General features: G+C 58.0%; 11 protein-coding genes. 6 read left to right on the top strand and 5 right to left on the bottom strand.

What is annotated here, in order from left to right:
- Window positions 1-75: 75 nt before the first annotated feature.
- Together LEP6406_RS0223735 and LEP6406_RS0223730 are read right to left on the bottom strand one after the other, a co-directional pair.
- Window positions 76-1,575, bottom strand: coding sequence for an MBOAT family O-acyltransferase (locus tag LEP6406_RS0223735; RefSeq protein WP_008319062.1), 1,500 nt, complete (start codon window positions 1,573-1,575; stop codon window positions 76-78).
- A complete protein-coding gene (locus LEP6406_RS0223730; protein ID WP_008319065.1) occupies window positions 1,572-4,736 on the bottom strand; it encodes a hypothetical protein in 3,165 nt (1,054 codons plus the stop codon). The genes LEP6406_RS0223735 and LEP6406_RS0223730 overlap by 4 nt, the downstream gene beginning before the upstream one ends.
- A gap of 278 nt (window positions 4,737-5,014) precedes the next feature.
- Between LEP6406_RS0223730 and LEP6406_RS29505 the strand changes: the two genes are divergently transcribed.
- The 4 genes from LEP6406_RS29505 to LEP6406_RS0223710 all read left to right on the top strand — a co-directional run bounded on the left by LEP6406_RS29505 (window position 5,015) and on the right by LEP6406_RS0223710 (window position 10,015).
- Entirely contained in the window at window positions 5,015-5,248 is a 234-nt protein-coding gene (locus tag LEP6406_RS29505; RefSeq protein ID WP_008319067.1) for a hypothetical protein, read from the top strand.
- A gap of 62 nt (window positions 5,249-5,310) precedes the next feature.
- Window positions 5,311-8,394 carry a phosphoenolpyruvate carboxylase gene (ppc, locus tag LEP6406_RS0223720; protein ID WP_008319069.1) on the top strand — a complete coding sequence of 1,028 codons (3,084 nt, stop codon included), beginning with the start codon at window positions 5,311-5,313 and terminating at the stop codon, window positions 8,392-8,394.
- A 274-nt stretch (window positions 8,395-8,668) separates the two neighbouring features.
- Window positions 8,669-9,205 (top strand): hypothetical protein, encoded by a 537-nt coding sequence (locus LEP6406_RS0223715; protein ID WP_008319071.1) that lies wholly within the window; start codon window positions 8,669-8,671, stop codon window positions 9,203-9,205.
- Between the two features lie 144 nt (window positions 9,206-9,349).
- The gene (locus LEP6406_RS0223710) at window positions 9,350-10,015 is read left to right on the top strand and encodes a cysteine hydrolase family protein (RefSeq protein ID WP_008319074.1); all 666 of its coding nucleotides are present in this window, start codon (window positions 9,350-9,352) and stop codon (window positions 10,013-10,015) included.
- A gap of 50 nt (window positions 10,016-10,065) precedes the next feature.
- Here the strand turns inward: LEP6406_RS0223710 and chrA are convergent, their stop codons facing one another.
- From chrA to yidD, 3 genes are all read right to left on the bottom strand, one after another.
- Window positions 10,066-11,337, bottom strand: coding sequence for a chromate efflux transporter (gene chrA, locus LEP6406_RS0223705; RefSeq protein WP_008319076.1), 1,272 nt, complete (start codon window positions 11,335-11,337; stop codon window positions 10,066-10,068).
- Window positions 11,338-11,543: 206 nt separating this feature from the next.
- Complete coding sequence (locus LEP6406_RS0223700) at window positions 11,544-11,858, bottom strand: PadR family transcriptional regulator (RefSeq protein ID WP_008319078.1); 315 nt, start codon at window positions 11,856-11,858, stop codon at window positions 11,544-11,546.
- A gap of 50 nt (window positions 11,859-11,908) precedes the next feature.
- On the bottom strand, window positions 11,909-12,211 hold the full coding sequence (gene yidD / locus LEP6406_RS31655; RefSeq protein ID WP_008319079.1) for a membrane protein insertion efficiency factor YidD: 303 nt from the start codon (window positions 12,209-12,211) through the stop codon (window positions 11,909-11,911).
- 564 nt (window positions 12,212-12,775) lie between these two features.
- Between yidD and LEP6406_RS30680 the strand changes: the two genes are divergently transcribed.
- Window positions 12,776-14,101, top strand: coding sequence for a septal ring lytic transglycosylase RlpA family protein (locus LEP6406_RS30680; protein WP_008319081.1), 1,326 nt, complete (start codon window positions 12,776-12,778; stop codon window positions 14,099-14,101).
- 64 nt (window positions 14,102-14,165) lie between these two features.
- A complete protein-coding gene (locus LEP6406_RS0223690) occupies window positions 14,166-14,999 on the top strand; it encodes an RNA methyltransferase (RefSeq protein WP_027269387.1) in 834 nt (277 codons plus the stop codon).
- Window positions 15,000-15,053: the final 54 nt, after the last annotated feature.

Genomic DNA, 15,053 nt, shown 5'->3' with positions numbered 1-15,053 from the left:
GCTGGCGAGGGTGATAGGAATTGTCCATGTCGCCTCGGCGACATGGACGATTTCGGAGTTATGCTCTGGAAATCCTTAAAACTCGAAATAAATGTAGGGCAGGCTTTCGGTCGGGGCCAAAATCCAGGCGGCGAAAAGGCACAGGGGCACCAAGAGCAGCTTAAGGGGCCAACTGATTTGCAGCTTTAGCCCCCGTTGGATACCGTAGGCGATCCCCATGGCGACCGCCACCAGTCCCAGTAGCCCCCACAGTTGGGGAACGCTGAGCCCTAGGGATTCTCCATAGACCTGCTGGGTAAACTGGGCATCGCTGGGCACGCCCCAGAGCTTTTGCAGCGCTAGGGCATATTGCCGGGGTTCCGGCAGCCGGAAAAAGAGCCAGCTAAAGAACACCACGGCTTGGGTCAGTCCCCAGCTCACCAAGATGCCTAGGGGATTTTTCCAAAACCCTTGCAGTAGGGGCACTCGTTTAGTCACTCCATGGTTGAGGCGGTGGATAGCGAGGGCCAAACCATGGATGCCACCCCAAATCAGAAAGCCCCAGGTGTCTCCGTGCCAAACTCCGGCGATGGCCATGACAAAAATCAGGTTCAAGCAGGTGCGGGCTAGCCCCACCCGCGATCCCCCCAGGGGGAAGTACAGGTAGTTTCGCAGCCAGTCCCCCAGGGTCATGTGCCAGCGTCGCCAAAAGTCGGCGATGCTGGTGGTGAAGTAGGGGAAGTTGAAGTTTTGGGGCAGGTTGATCCCCATTAGCAGGGCGCTGCCTCGGGCAATGTCCACGTAACCGCTGAAATCCAGGTAGAGCTGGAATCCATAGGCAAAGAGGGCCAGCCATAGATCCCCACTACCGGCCCGCTCCAGATTGCCCAGGCTGAGGTTGACCAGAACGCCGATGTGGTCGGCAATCAGCAGTTTTTTCACCGATCCCACGGCAATCAGCCACAGTCCCTCCACGACCCAGTTCCAGTCTAGGGTGGGGCTGTCCTTGAGTTGGTGGGTAAAGGCATGGAAGCGGGTGATCGGCCCGGAGATGAGCTTGGGGAAAAAGAGTTTGTAGGCGGTGAATTCTAGGAAATTGCCCGTGGCGGGGGCTCCCCGGTAAACATCCACCAGGTAGGCGATGCATTCAAAGGTGAAGAAGCTGAGGCCCAGGGGTAGCGCGATCGCCAGCCAGCCTGGGGGTTCCCCGGTGATAGTATCGGGCGTGAGCCAAGCCTGTGGGAGGATCCACCCTAGCCAGGTATCGGCATATTTGAAGGCGATGAGGATGAGGCCATTCACCCCAATGCCCAGGCCCAGGAGCAGACGGCGGCGGCGATTCCAGCCCTGCTCCGCCACCTGCCACTGTTCATTGGGGATGCGCCAATCCATGGGGGTGACTAGCACCTGTCCCCAGAAAAAGTTCACCACTACTAGAGCCAGCATCAGGGGCACATATTCCACTTGAAGCGAGGTGTAGAACACCAGACTCGCGATCGCGAGTAGGGGAATTCGTAGGGATCGCCGTCCCACGGCCCAATAGAGGCCCACTACGCTGATGAGGAAGAGGCCGTAGGTGATCGAGGGCAGGATCATGGCGTGCGCTCCGCCGCCCGAGGCCAGGGGATCATGGGATCCTGAGCGATGCGATTGGAGACCTGATAGGCTCCATAGCGGTTCAGGTGACTGGGATCGGAGAAATAGTCATAGCGCTGGGGCCAAATTTGGCCCAGGTCGCGGAAGATGAATTCCGCCTCTGTGGCGGACAACTGCAACATGAACTCCAGGAAGTCATTTTCTGCCTCCCTGCGGTAGGCATCCAGGTACTCGTCCGTCAGGGGCGTATTGACAAAGACAATGGGAATGTCCTGTTCCTGGCCAAATTGCACCAGCCGCTTCAGGGCGGCGGCCTGGGGGCCTACTAGGGAAAACTGCTCGTAGTCGCTGTCGTAGGATCCCGACACCCGTGCGTAGAGCTGATAGTAGGTGGCGGGGTTGAACCGCATGTCCATGGACAGGAAGCCGTCGAAGTCGATGCGGCTGTTTTCCGGTAGGGGCATGTCGGCGTTGGAGAGGCTACTCTCGACGCTGGACTCTTCAGCGCTTAGGGCGGTAATGAGGGTCCGGGTCAGGGGCCGGCTGAGGGGCAGCAAAATGCGATCGCGCACCAGCGCCTTGAATTGCTCTCGGTGGTTATAGAGAGCGGAAAACTGCCCCAAGCGATCACTCAGGGTTTGATCCAAAGCCTGGTAGCTGGCCCGTAGGGAGGTGTCTTCGGTGGGGGCCGCAATGGTGGGATCCGCCTCTGCTGCCGCCGCCGCTTCTGGGTTGATACGCCCCAACTGACGAAAGCCCTCGGAGGTGGCGATGCCGTTGTAGGTGACATCCACCCGGCCACTGTTGAGGGCACGGGCACCATCGGCCCAGAGGATCAGCCGGGGTAATTCCTCCGGGCGCAGGATCTGGCGCAGGGTCAGGTCCACCACCTGGGCTGTGGACCCATTCACACCAAAGTTAAAAACATCTACCTCGCCATAGCCCAGGGCCGCCAGCTCTCGTCCCAGGGCCGTCGGGTCTACTCCCCGCAGGGCTCGGGAGCTACCGATGATCAGCACATCCGGTGGCCCAGATTCCTGGAGACGCTGGTGGTAGAGGGCCAGCTTTTCATCCATTTGCTCGCTGCGAAAGCTGGGGTAGGGGGAGGTGGCTAGAAGATCCGGGGTTGGGGCCAATGCCCGATCGGGACTGGCTACTAGGGTGGAATTGGGATCCCTGCTATCGCGGATCGGCCCCCCCAGGGGGAAGCCAGGATCCGCAAACCCATCCTCCCGAAAGGTATCGCTATCACGGGTTTCCGTGCCCCACTCCAGATCCGAGAAGGCCGAGATCAAATCGTCTTCCGCCCCAGTGGCGCGTGAGTCCCCTGCCGCAGGTTCCCTCACCTCCCGCCAATCTGTCGCGCCTGCGCTACCAGAGACCTCCACCGGACGCAACCCCTGGCCCATTAGCCAATCCACCTGGAACGCCGCCAGGATTCCCACCAATCCCCATACCAGACCAATCTTCAAGGCATCGCGGCGATCGCGCTCCGGCAGGGGAGGGAGGGCACGGGGGAGATCCTGCTGAGGCGCAAAAAATTGGGATTTCACCAGTCCCTGGCGTATCCCTTCCAGGGTGCGCTGCCCTAGATCCGCCAGTTGCTTCCGGACTGCTCCGGCGGTCAGGTCGGGGCGCAGCCCGGTGTCTTCCGCCTGGGGCAGCAGATCTCCCAAATAGGCTTCAGAGGCGGCGAAGGTCGGCTCTGCTTGGGGCACCAGCCGCTGGCGCGTTTGGAAATCGCTGCCGTAGCTCCACGTGGGACGCTGCTGTCCGGCCCGTCGCCCATAGAGGCGCAAGCCCTGGATGCCATTGGGTCGTAGATCCATCAGCACCTTCGTCACCGCCGGAGCCACCTGTCGCCGAGGGGGGCACACCGGACCATCCACCATGACGTGCAGGAGGTCGTCCCGCTCCAGTACCTGCACCCGAACTCCCCCCGTGGCTAAATAGCTGGACAGATCCGGATTCAGCCGCCGCGTTAGCAAAAAGCCCAGGGCCAGCCAGTCCCGCTGACGGGCGAGTACCTGGGGAGATACCGAGAGAGCCTCATGTTCCGAACCGGGCAAATTCAGGCAACGCACCCAGTCTGGAGTCCCCGCTTGGGGGCGCTGTCCATAGATCATGGCCCGGTGCAATCCCTGGGGGGCAAGACGGTCCAGTAACGGTGCGATCGCAGCCACCATGACGGCTTCCGTCGGCACCGGGTCCGCCGCAGTTTTGCCCTGGAGGATGGCGTGGAGAGTTGTGTCCTTGCGCTCCAGACTGGACTGGACTGGATAGGAAGCCAGGGCTTCCGTCAAAAGCTGTGCGATCGCCGCCTCATCCCCCCAGCGTGCCCACATCGCCAGCAACTCCGAAGGCGGCGTCAAATCCACCCGCAGACTCCAATCCGGTTGGTGCTCCCCCTGCACCTGAATCACAATCACCGCATCCTTGAACTGGGTCAGCTCTAGTTGCCGCAAGCGCTCAGTGACAGGTTCCGCAATCAGCATCGGATCTGGGCTATAGGCCGCCTCACAAAAGACCCACAGCCGGGGAGCCACCTTGTCCTCCAGCTTGCCAGGGGTCGCTTTAGCCTGACCGGGCACCGCCCGCACACTCACCCAGACCCCCACATCCAGGGCACTCAGCACCTCACTCAGATACCAGGCAATCGCCTCCGGATCCCCCTGGCGGGCCAGACTCAAGTGAGACAGGACAATCGCCGCCGTGGTGCTGTCCTCCGTCCAGGTTTTAGACACGGGGGTCTTGCTGGCCTGGGTTTGCAGCATGGACTGAGCCGCCGCCACCGCCACCGGATCCTGAGTTTGCAGTTGCAATTGAGCTTGGTGGCGCTCCAGTCGATTCAGGTAAATTGGAGCGGTCCAAGCCGGACTGCGATCGCCAATGCAGCGACTGTAGACATAAAGCTGATAAACCTGGGGATAGGTTCGAGTAATCGCATCCCCCTGAGTTGGCTCCAACAGTGCCGACACCAGATGTGCCAGCGCCTTCACCTGGGGCAGTGGCTGCTCCGTCTCACAGAGGACATGAAGAATGTTGCCCCGCAGTCGCACCTGAACCTGACCGGGTTGTCCCAACAACACCTGTTGGGACAGCCAGTCCGGTAGGTTAGAACTGATCTCACGTTTGCGGGAGAGGGGGAACTTAGCACGCATGGAAGCTTTTGAGCCCATGTACTGGCTTTTCTAGCGTTGCGGTCGGAGGCAATACCCTATATATGGGTGGCAATAGGGTCAGGTAATCACACATAGCTGAGAAGGATACCTCAGTCTTTCCCTAGGGCACCGATTTCCAGAAAAAAACCTCTGCCTGTTCAGGCTAACAAACCCCATCACCTCGTCAGATCGGTGTCATTAATATATATGGATCTCCTATATGGATCCCTCCATCACTCTCCATCACCATAGATCTTCTAGAGGAGTCACAGTACCCTATGGCAAGTTTTAAGGATCTTGACCCCACACTAGGGGCTAATCGTGGCCATGAAACCCACGGGCAACCCGATATGGTGGTAAGCATGATGACAGGTTCCCTGTTGCTGGGTCTTTTAGGGACACGGGCGATCGCGTCTAGTCTGACCCAACTGGGCATTGCCAGTGAAGAACTCTTTCGCGGCGAACGGCTCCCCGTCCTTACCCTCAGTGACAGTGCCTCCGACCCCGGCTAGGACGCGCCCCCGTCCTAACGTCCTAACGTTCTGCTGATACCATCTATCCAGCGTCCACGCCCATGCAACCTCCCCTGACCGCCTCCACTAGCCTGCAAGCCAATGGTGTCCTGATGCCCCAATCTCGGATTGACGGAGCCATCACTCCACCTGGATCCGCCTATGATTTGCGGGTTCAGCACCGCCTCAAGGTGGTGGAAGATATCTGGGAAACCGTCCTACGGGATGAATGTGGTCAGGATTTATTGACCCTACTCCACCTGCTGCGGCGCATCTGCTCCCCAGAGGGACAAGCCCCCACCGCCGAGGCTGCCCAAGTACAGACCGTTGTGCAGGTGGTCGAAGATCTGAAGCTAGAGGACTCCATTCAGGCGGCGCGGGCCTTTGCCCTCTACTTTCAGCTCATCAACAGTGTGGAGCAGCACTATGAGCAGCAAGGGCAGCAGCGCCAGTACCAAGTCGCCTATGACGAGGTTGCGCCCTTCTCCGCTATCCATGGCGTCACTGCCCTGCGCCCCCAGCCCCTCCTCCGAGAAGCTCCTGAAGGCACTGTGGCCACCGATCCCCTAGGGCTCTCCGCCTCCCGTAAGGAAACGGGCACCTTTCACTGGCTGCTGCCGACGTTGAAAAAACTGAATGTGCCCCCCCAGTTGATTCAGCGGCTGGTGGACAACCTGGATATCCGCCTCGTATTTACGGCCCATCCCACGGAAATTGTTCGCCACACCATTCGGGACAAACAGCGCCGTATTGCCGATATCCTGCGGCGGTTAGACCGGGCCGAAGAAAGCGTCCAAGCCCTAGGTGTGGCCTCCTCTTGGGAAATTGACTCCCTTAAGGAGCAGCTTACAGAGGAAATCCGTCTCTGGTGGCGCACCGATGAGCTGCACCAGTTCAAGCCCTCGGTGCTGGACGAGGTGGACCACACGCTCCACTATTTCCAGGTGGTGCTCTTCGACACATTGCCGAAACTCTATCAGCGCTTTGAGCGCACTCTCAAGGCCACCTTCCCTAGCCTGCGCCCCCCCCGCAAGGACTTCTGTCGTTTTGGCTCCTGGGTGGGCTCTGACCGGGATGGTAACCCCGCTGTCACCCCCGCCGTCACCTGGAAAACCGCTTGCTATCAACGCAATCTGGTGATTCAGAAATACATCGACTCCCTGGATCATCTGACCAAGCTCCTCAGTCTCTCCCTGCACTGGAGTGAGGTTCAGCCCGAACTGCTCGATTCCCTAGACCAAGACCAGCGCTATATGCCCGAGGTCTACGAACAGTGGGCCATTCGCTACCGCCAGGAGCCCTATCGCCTGAAGCTGGCCTACATGATGCAGCGGTTGGAGAATACTCTCCAGCGGGGGCTCAAGCTCTATCGTGGGGAACTGATTGCTGAAACCCTTAAGGATGGACCGGAGATCCCCCTTTATGAAACGGGGGAGGCGTTTCTGACGGAATTGCGGTTAATCCAGCAGGATCTCCAGGCGACGGGGTTAGTTTGTCAGGATTTGGAGACCCTGCTGTGCCAGGTGGAAATCTACGGCTTTGTTTTAGCCCAACTGGATCTGCGGCAGGAAAGCTCCCTTCATTCCGATGCTCTAAATGAGATTACGGACTATCTGCAACTGCTACCCAAGCCCTATAACGACCTCTCGGAGGCGGAAAAAACCACTTGGCTGACCCAGGAGTTGCAAACTCGCCGCCCCTTGGTGCCCTCTGAACTCCCCTTTTCGGAACGCACCTGCGAAACCATTGAGACCTTCCGGATGGTGCGTCGTCTGCATCAGGAGTTTGGCCCTGAGATCTGCCGCAGCTATGTCATTAGCATGAGCCATGATGTTAGCGACTTGCTGGAGGTGCTACTGCTGGCGAAGGAGGCAGGGCTTTATGATCCGGCTACTTGGCAGGCTAGTATCCAGCCGGTGCCTCTTTTTGAAACCGTTGAGGACTTGCAGCGGGCTCCCGCTGTGATGAATCAGCTCTTTAGTCTGCCCCTGTATCGGGCTGTGCTGGAGGGTGGGCGCATTCCGGTTCCGGTGGAGGGACGGTCTACCCCTCTTCAGGAGGTGATGTTGGGCTATTCCGACAGCAACAAGGACTCTGGCTTCCTCAGCAGCAACTGGGAAATTCACAAGGCTCAGCAGGCGCTCCAGACGACTGCTGATCGCTATGGGTTTGCCCTGCGAATTTTCCATGGGCGGGGCGGTTCCGTAGGTCGAGGGGGGGGGCCAGCCTACGAGGCGATTTTGGCCCAGCCCGGAGCCAGCCTGAATGGCCGCATCAAAATTACGGAGCAGGGTGAGGTGCTGGCATCGAAGTACAATCTGCCGGATCTGGCTCTGTACAATTTGGAAACGGTGGCCGCAGCGGTGATCCAGGGCAGTTTGCTCCACAGCAGTGTGGATGAAATTGAGCCTTGGAACGAGATTATGGAGGGTTTGGCGGTGCGATCGCGCCGTCATTACCGCGAATTAATTTATGAGCAGCCGGATCTGGTGGACTTTTTCCATCAAGTCACTCCGATTGAGGAAATCAGCCAACTTCAGATCAGCTCCCGCCCTGCTCGGCGGGGGGGCAAAAAGACCTTGGCTAGCCTGCGGGCGATTCCCTGGGTCTTTAGCTGGACCCAGGCCCGATTTTTGCTGCCCTCCTGGTATGGGGTGGGGACGGCCTTGCAGGAATTTTTGGCGGAGCGCCCGGAGGAACATCTACAACTGCTGCGCTATTTCTACCTGAAATGGCCCTTTTTCAAAATGGTGGTTTCCAAGGTAGAAATGACCCTAGCCAAGGTGGATCCCCAAATCGCCGAGCACTATGTCCAGGAACTGACCCAGCCGGAAAACCGAGAACGGTTCCAGGCCCTTTTTGCCACGATCTCGGAGGAGTTTTACCTCACCTGTGAGATGGTGCTGGCCATTACTGGGCATGAGCGGCTGCTGGACGGCGATCCTGACCTCCAGCGCTCTGTCCATCTTCGTAATGGCAGTATTGTGCCTTTGGGCTTTTTGCAGGTGTCGTTGTTGAAACGGCTGCGGCAATATCGCAACACCACATCTGGGGTGATCAAATCCCGCTATAGTCGGGAGGAACTGCTGCGGGGGGCGCTCCTCACCATTAATGGGATCGCCGCTGGAATGCGGAACACGGGCTGATCCCGCCGACATTGAGCCGAATTGTAAACTTTTGTTGCAATTTTTCTGCGTTTCCGGATTAATTTGTTTGAATTAGTCCGTGACAAATGGCCTCGAACTGCTGAATCCCCAGTATTGTCGGGCTTTAACCCAGTCAATTAGGGTCTCCCAAGTCAGGAATGTGAGTTACCTTTGGTGGCAAGGGGGATGGGGGATGGAAGGCAATCGTTGATACTGTCCCTTGTGTGGTGTCCCTGTGTACAAGTGTTTTTGTGAGCCTGAGGAGTAGACCGGGATGATGAGTCAAATGCGCCAAGCCATGGGCTGGATGTGTGGGGCAGTTGTTGGAGGTGCGATCGCAGGGCTAAGTACCCTTTCCTTTGCGGAACCAGCCCAAGCCCAAGCTGCCTACGGCAGCTATGTCGGTTTGGGAGCCTCCTTTGGCCTGACCAATGATTCCACCACGGGCCGGGGGAGTGACTTTTCTGGGGTGATTGCGGGACGCTACCGCTTTTTAGAAGTCCCTGTCTCTATTCGGGCTCAGGCGTTTGTCGGGGGCGGGGGTTTTGCCTTTGTACCCACCGTGTCCTATGACTACGCCCTGAATTGGAATACGGACATTTACCTGGGGGCTGGGGTCTCCTTTGCGGGTGGCGATACCCCCTCTCCGGTAGGGAACCAAACTGCCTTTGTCCTGCAACCTGGTGTTGATTATCTTTTCCCCAACAGTAATCTAGTTCTGTTTGGCAATGCCATCATCGCCTTTGGCGCATACCGTGACGGCGGCAATACGGCGCTGGCTATTCAAGGCGGTGTGGGCTACCAGTTCTAGTCTTCTCCCACTAGTCTTTAGAGCCCGATTACAACTAACGTTCTCTAGCACCCCCTCCTCTGGAAACAGTGGAGGGGGTGCTATATGGGGGATGTTTCTCGGGAGAATCGTTGCTGCACTCATTAGTCATCCCTAAATTCAGCCATGGTCACCCTTTCTGCCCAGCCCTATGACTACGAGTTCCCTACCTATGATGGTGTGGCGCTGATCATTATTGATATGCAGCGGGATTTTCTGGAGCCCGGTGGCTTTGGGGATGCCCTTGGCAATGATGTGTCGCGTCTACAGGCGGTGGTTCCCGCAATTCAGAGTCTTCAGCAAGCTTTTCGCGATCGCAATTTGCTCATCATTCAAACCGTCGAAGGCCACCAGCCGGATCTCTCCGACTGTCCCCCCAGTAAGCGCTGTCGGGGCCAGAGCGCTTTGAAAATTGGCGATCCTGGTCCCATGGGGCGCATTCTGGTGCTGGGGGAGCCGGGGAATGCCATCATCCCCGCCCTTGCGCCCCAGCCGGGGGAAATCGTGATCGAGAAACCGGGGAAGGGAGCCTTCTACGCCACCCCCCTGGGGGGAATTTTGCAGGAGCACGGCATCACCCATTTGCTCTTTACGGGGGTGACGACGGAGGTCTGTGTTCAAACCACGATGCGAGAGGCCAACGATCGCGGCTATGAATGCCTGCTGGTGGAGGATGCTACCGAGAGCTATTTTCCCGAGTTCAAGCAGGCCACCCTGGAGATGGTGCGGGCTCAGGGGGCGATCGTCGGCTGGACCGCTACCACTGCCCAAGTCCTAGCGGCCCTGGCTTAAGAGATCAGCGGGTACGCTATTTTCCTGTGAGGGCCTAATTGGATAGGGGCTTAATTGGATAATAGTGCCCCAGCTAGGAGGCCGACCCCGGCTCCAGCGGGCACCAACTGCCAGGTGGGCCGCTTAAAGCGAATGAGGGCGACTAGGGCCACCAAGCCGACAACGACCGCTACCCCAGTTTTAGGTAGGGTGTCTTGGATAATCGCGGCCCGAGCTAAGGGGACTGCCGCTGCCGCGATCGCACCTAGCACCGCTGGGGTCACCCCCCTGAGAAAGCTTTTGATCCGAGGATTGCGCCGAATGCGGAGTAGGAAGGGGGCAGCCCCCATGATGAAGCAAAAGGAGGGGGTGAAAATTGCGATCGCGGCCACCAGTGCCCCTAAGACTCCCGCCACTTTGTAGCCCACAAAGGCCGCTGTAATCACCACGGGACCAGGGGTCAGTTCCCCAATGGCCACCCCATCGATAAATTCATTCTGGGTCAGCCACTGCAACTGCCCCACCACCTCGAACTCCAAGAGGGGAATAATCACCAACCCTCCGCCAAAGATAAAGCTGCCCACCTTGAGGAAAAACAGGCTTAAGGGTACAAAATACGTCTGAATGCGCTCCCAGCCCCAGAAGCTGGACAGGGCCAAGACCTCCCCCGGTAGGGTAGCCAAGGGGGTGGACAGGATCGGTAGCACCGGGAACAAGGGCAACCATCCGGCAGTTGCGCGGGGGGTGGGGGGCGGCGGCGGGCTATTACCAGGGCGGTAAAGCATCAAGCCCACTAGGCCCGCTAGGATGAACTGCCCTAGGACCGTGACTTGAAACAGTAGGGTTGTGATCAGGACGGCAAGTGCGATCGCGATCCCCTGCCAGTCCTTAATTGCCTTCTTAGCGAGTTTCCAGCAAAAGCCGAAAATGATCGCAATCACCACAGGCGAGACCCCTAGAAATAAATCATCAATCTGGGGCACCCCCTGAAACCGAAAGTAAGCCCAGGACAACACCAACACAATCAAAAAAGCAGGGGCAATAAAACAGATCCCGGCCACGATAGCCCCCAGATGTCCAGCCCGTATATATCCGGTATAAATCCCCATTTGAGTCGAGGCAGGACCGGGCAACATCTCACAAATTGCCACCCCTTCCAGAAACTGTTCCTCAGTGAGCCAGCCGCGCCGCACCACCGCCTCATCGTGGATCATAGCCAGGTGAGCCTGAGGCCCTCCAAAGCCAACCGTTCCTAGCCTGAGGAACAACTTCGCCAACTCCTGAAGTTGGGCAGATCCCCTCAGTGGCGTATTCACCAGATCCGGCTGTTCAACCTGCCCCATAGATAAGCTCCTATCCAGATACAGAGGCTTGCTGGAAAGCAGTATATAGGCTTTCGATATCGAAAGCCTATATACTGCTTTCCTTGTATTCTGCGTATTCTGCAATACAGTGGCAGTCTTCTGGGGCGATAGGGCTGCGAGATTAAGCTACAGAGCAAATTGCCGCGAATTCCTACCCGATTTCTGTGTTGTGGAGGAGGGTGGTTTCAGAGGTTCGACCCCTGCTCAAAAAGTTCTCCAAACAGTTCCCGTACTTTCTCCTTGGCTGATTCGAGGGTGGTTTTACCCAAATCGGTGGCGCGGTAAAAGCGGCGGTGTTGTCGCCCTGTTCGCTCTTCCAAAGAGTAGAGATAGCCCTTGCGCTCCATATCGTGGAGCATGGGATAGAGAGTGCCTGCGCTCAACTTATAGCCGTGGCGCGCCAATTCCTCAATAATCCCCAGACCAAAAATCGGCTCCTCGACGGCATGGTGCAGGATGTGCAGTCTGATCAGGCTGGAATAGAACTCTCGTCCATCCATGGGGCATAGCGGGTACACACTGGTCAATTCACCTAATCTACCCAGGCTGGCTATTTCTGCGGACGTGAGGCAGGGACTTCAGTCGTTTGAGGGGTAGCGGAATCCCCTGGTGTAGAGATGAGCGTCGTCAGTTTGGTCTTACCCAGGGTGGGAAACACGTCCGGTACGGGATCGTAGCCACCGGGATGGAAGGGATGGCAACGGACAATCCGGCGGAGGGCAAGCCAACTGCCTCCCATAGCTCCGTGGCGGTCCAGAGCGATTAGGGCATAGCATGAGCAACTGGGCTGAAATCGACACATGGGGGGCAGAAGGGGCGAGATCAGGCTGCGATATCCTCGCACCAACGCCATTAATAGAAACTTTATAGCCCTGAACTGTGCTTGAACTGTGTTAGTGAGTTCATCTTAAAGCTAATTCAGGGGGCTGCGGTTCGCAGTTTTCCGAGGATCTTGCCGGTAAGGAATCAGTGGTCCAATAACGTACCGATCAAAACGTACCGATCAACCCGCTTTTCTTCCTCCGGGAGACGCAAAGCCTATTGCCCAAGGGGCAATAGGCTCCGGCATGGCCACCCTAAGGCGCAGCCTCTCCTTGAGGAGCAAGCTCGATCTACGGTTTTTTTCAAGCTAGTCCCTCAGGTTCTAGCAATCACCGCTATGGATCTGGGGGCTGGGGACCGTGACTGAGCTAGGAGCTGATCTGGGGGCTGAGGGCTGTAACGCTTTTGTCACGGACCTTTGGGGGCCTGGGTGGTGTACCGAAGGGGGACCGGAAACAGGGACGATCCCCAGTTTGAGGAATTACCCTCTATACTGTAAAACTGCTCAACTTTGTGTCCGGCGTTACGGATTCAAGGTTTTCTTTCTTGAAATCCTGTTGCTTCGCAGATTTTCTCTAGCAAACAACAAGCACCTATGGAACTTTTGGGACTGGTTTGGGCGGCTTCGCTTCTCAACCAAGCAACACCACCTACCCCTGGGGTAGATCGGCAAGACTCTCCAGCCCAGACAGAATCGAGGGCGGTGGAGGAGGGTGCAGAGGTATCCACGTGGTTTATGCCCTTGGCCAAGGCTTACGGTTGGGGCAACTCTTGGCTGTCTTCTAAGGCGCAGTTCAGCAGCTACGCCTCTACCACAAGCTGGCTCGTCCCAGACAGTGTTGCCCTGGTAGCTCATCAGACTGAATGGGCGCTCGTTCCCTTCCCCGCGCTGAAACCCGATAAGACGTTCCCCCAGGAGACCCTGAGCCCTGTGCTCACTGCTGGTCTCGGGGCGCTGGATCCGGCGATTTCCCTGACGATGGTTGAGGCCCCAGCAATTCCTGGTGTTCCAGCCACCTTGGAACCTCTGGATGCCTCCATTGCCAATCCGGAATCTGCAACCCTAGGCGGTGCGGACTGGAAACAGTGGGATGCGGTGGGTGCAGTGCGGATTGTAGATGCCAGTGCTGGGGAAGGTGCCGGAACTGAGCTTCCGGCTGGGATCGCTAGTGACAACCTATGCCTGGAGGCTCCTCCTCATTTGCCCTATCAGGCCCAGCCCATAGCCATGACCGCTGCGTCGCGACTGCAAATTTGGGTCTACGACCAATATATTGGCGAAGTGACAGGCCAGGTCTCTGCCCAGCGCATTGTGCGGAAGCTGCGATCGCAGATCCAGTCGGGCCAACTGAATGCAGGGGATATTCGCCCCCTCTTTGGCAAAAACTTTGCCGCTGCCAGCGTCAATACCGACATTCTCTTTGTCGTAGACGAAACCATGCGTAGCCATCCCGAACTGCCGGCGGCGGCGGTGGCGGTGCAGTGGGTCAACAACCTACGGATTGCCCTAGACGCTGATCCCCTGCACCTGGCCCAGGTGCAGATGGCGATGCAGGGGCTCCAGCCCACGGGCGAAACCCTCTACGGCACCGCCTCCTGGTATGGTCCGGGCTTCCATGGCCGTAAGACTGCCAACGGGGAGCGGTTCAACCAGTACGAGCTAACCGCCGCCCACAAAACTCTGCCCTTTGGTACCCGGTTGCAAATTCGCAATCGCTTGAATGGCAAAACCGTCGTGGTCCGCATCAACGATCGCGGTCCCTATATTGGTCAGCGCACCCTCGATTTATCTAAGGCGGCGGCCCAATGTTTGGGCAGTGAAAGCCAGGGGGTAATTCCCTATGAAGCGGTGGTGCTGGAGCCAGCGGCCACACCAGAGGGCGTAGAATGGTTGACCGCTGCCGCTATATCGGAGCCATAGAGACGGAAATCTCTCGGGCCGTGCAGTTAGATTGGACCTGAGGCGCGTACTGGGGTCAGGGGGCTTGACGGAATCAGAAGTGGGAAATAAAGGGGTAGATCACCGGCTCAGCGCCATCCGGATTGTGCTGGTGGAGCCCGCAGGTCCGCTGAATGTGGGCTCTGTGGCACGGGCAATGGCCAATATGGGGCTGGCGCGGCTGGTGCTAGTCAACCCCCAATGTGATCCCCTGGGGGATGAGGCGCGGCAAATGGCGGTCCATGCTGGGGCATTGTTGGAGACTGCCCAAGTGGTATCCACTCTACCGGAGGCGCTGGAGGGGTGTCGTCGTGCGATCGCAACGACGGCTCGCCATCGCGCCCAAGGCCCCTCGTTGGAACTCCCGGAGGCAGCCCTCCCTTGGCTGCTCGATGCTGCTCCGAACTCCACTGCCCTGATCTTTGGCCCAGAGGATCGGGGACTCAGTAATGAGGAGTTGAACTTTGCCCAGCGCTGGGTGGGCATTCCTAGTAATCCGGCCTATCCCTCTCTGAATCTGGCCCAGGCGGTGGCGGTGTGCTGCTATGAGCTGGGGCGGGCGGTAGTCCCAAGGGAATCCCAGTCCGGTGCAGAACTGCGATCGCAGTTCCCTGCCCCCTTAACCCCTGGACCAGTGGCAACACTGGATCAGTTAGAGGGCTTTTATAACCAGCTCGCCACAGTGCTGTTGCAGATTGGCTATGTATATCCCCACACCTGCGAGAGCCGCATGGAAAAGTTCCGGCATTTTTTTAACCGGGCTGCGCCCACCGAACAGGAATTAGCTATGCTGAGGGGGATTTTGCGGCAAATGGACTGGGCACTGGGGCGTGCCAATGATTTACAGCCCCCTCAGCCGTCTTCTAACGAGTCGCCCTAGGTTTTTTGACCGCTTTCTCGGGCGTGTTTTGACATTCAGCTTTATTATCAATTG

Origin of the sequence: Leptolyngbya sp. PCC 6406 (genome assembly GCF_000332095.2) — a bacterium.
In the GTDB taxonomy this organism is placed as follows: Bacteria; Cyanobacteriota; Cyanobacteriia; order Phormidesmidales; family Phormidesmidaceae; genus PCC-6406.
The sequence above is the reverse complement of the archived record's forward strand: the minus strand, read 5'-3'. Positions and strand labels throughout refer to the sequence as shown.

What these genes read in the sequence shown, in the direction of transcription:
- LEP6406_RS0223735 (WP_008319062.1), bottom strand. Translation starts at nt 1,575, where the DNA reads ATGATCCTGCCCTCGATCACCTACGGCCTCTTCCTCATCAGCGTAGTG.
- LEP6406_RS0223730 (WP_008319065.1), bottom strand. Translation starts at nt 4,736, where the DNA reads ATGCGTGCTAAGTTCCCCCTCTCCCGCAAACGTGAGATCAGTTCTAAC.
- LEP6406_RS29505 (WP_008319067.1), top strand. Translation starts at nt 5,015, where the DNA reads ATGGCAAGTTTTAAGGATCTTGACCCCACACTAGGGGCTAATCGTGGC.
- ppc (WP_008319069.1), top strand. Translation starts at nt 5,311, where the DNA reads ATGCAACCTCCCCTGACCGCCTCCACTAGCCTGCAAGCCAATGGTGTC.
- LEP6406_RS0223715 (WP_008319071.1), top strand. Translation starts at nt 8,669, where the DNA reads ATGATGAGTCAAATGCGCCAAGCCATGGGCTGGATGTGTGGGGCAGTT.
- LEP6406_RS0223710 (WP_008319074.1), top strand. Translation starts at nt 9,350, where the DNA reads ATGGTCACCCTTTCTGCCCAGCCCTATGACTACGAGTTCCCTACCTAT.
- chrA (WP_008319076.1), bottom strand. Translation starts at nt 11,337, where the DNA reads ATGGGGCAGGTTGAACAGCCGGATCTGGTGAATACGCCACTGAGGGGA.
- LEP6406_RS0223700 (WP_008319078.1), bottom strand. Translation starts at nt 11,858, where the DNA reads ATGGATGGACGAGAGTTCTATTCCAGCCTGATCAGACTGCACATCCTG.
- yidD (WP_008319079.1), bottom strand. Translation starts at nt 12,211, where the DNA reads ATGGCGTTGGTGCGAGGATATCGCAGCCTGATCTCGCCCCTTCTGCCC.
- LEP6406_RS30680 (WP_008319081.1), top strand. Translation starts at nt 12,776, where the DNA reads ATGGAACTTTTGGGACTGGTTTGGGCGGCTTCGCTTCTCAACCAAGCA.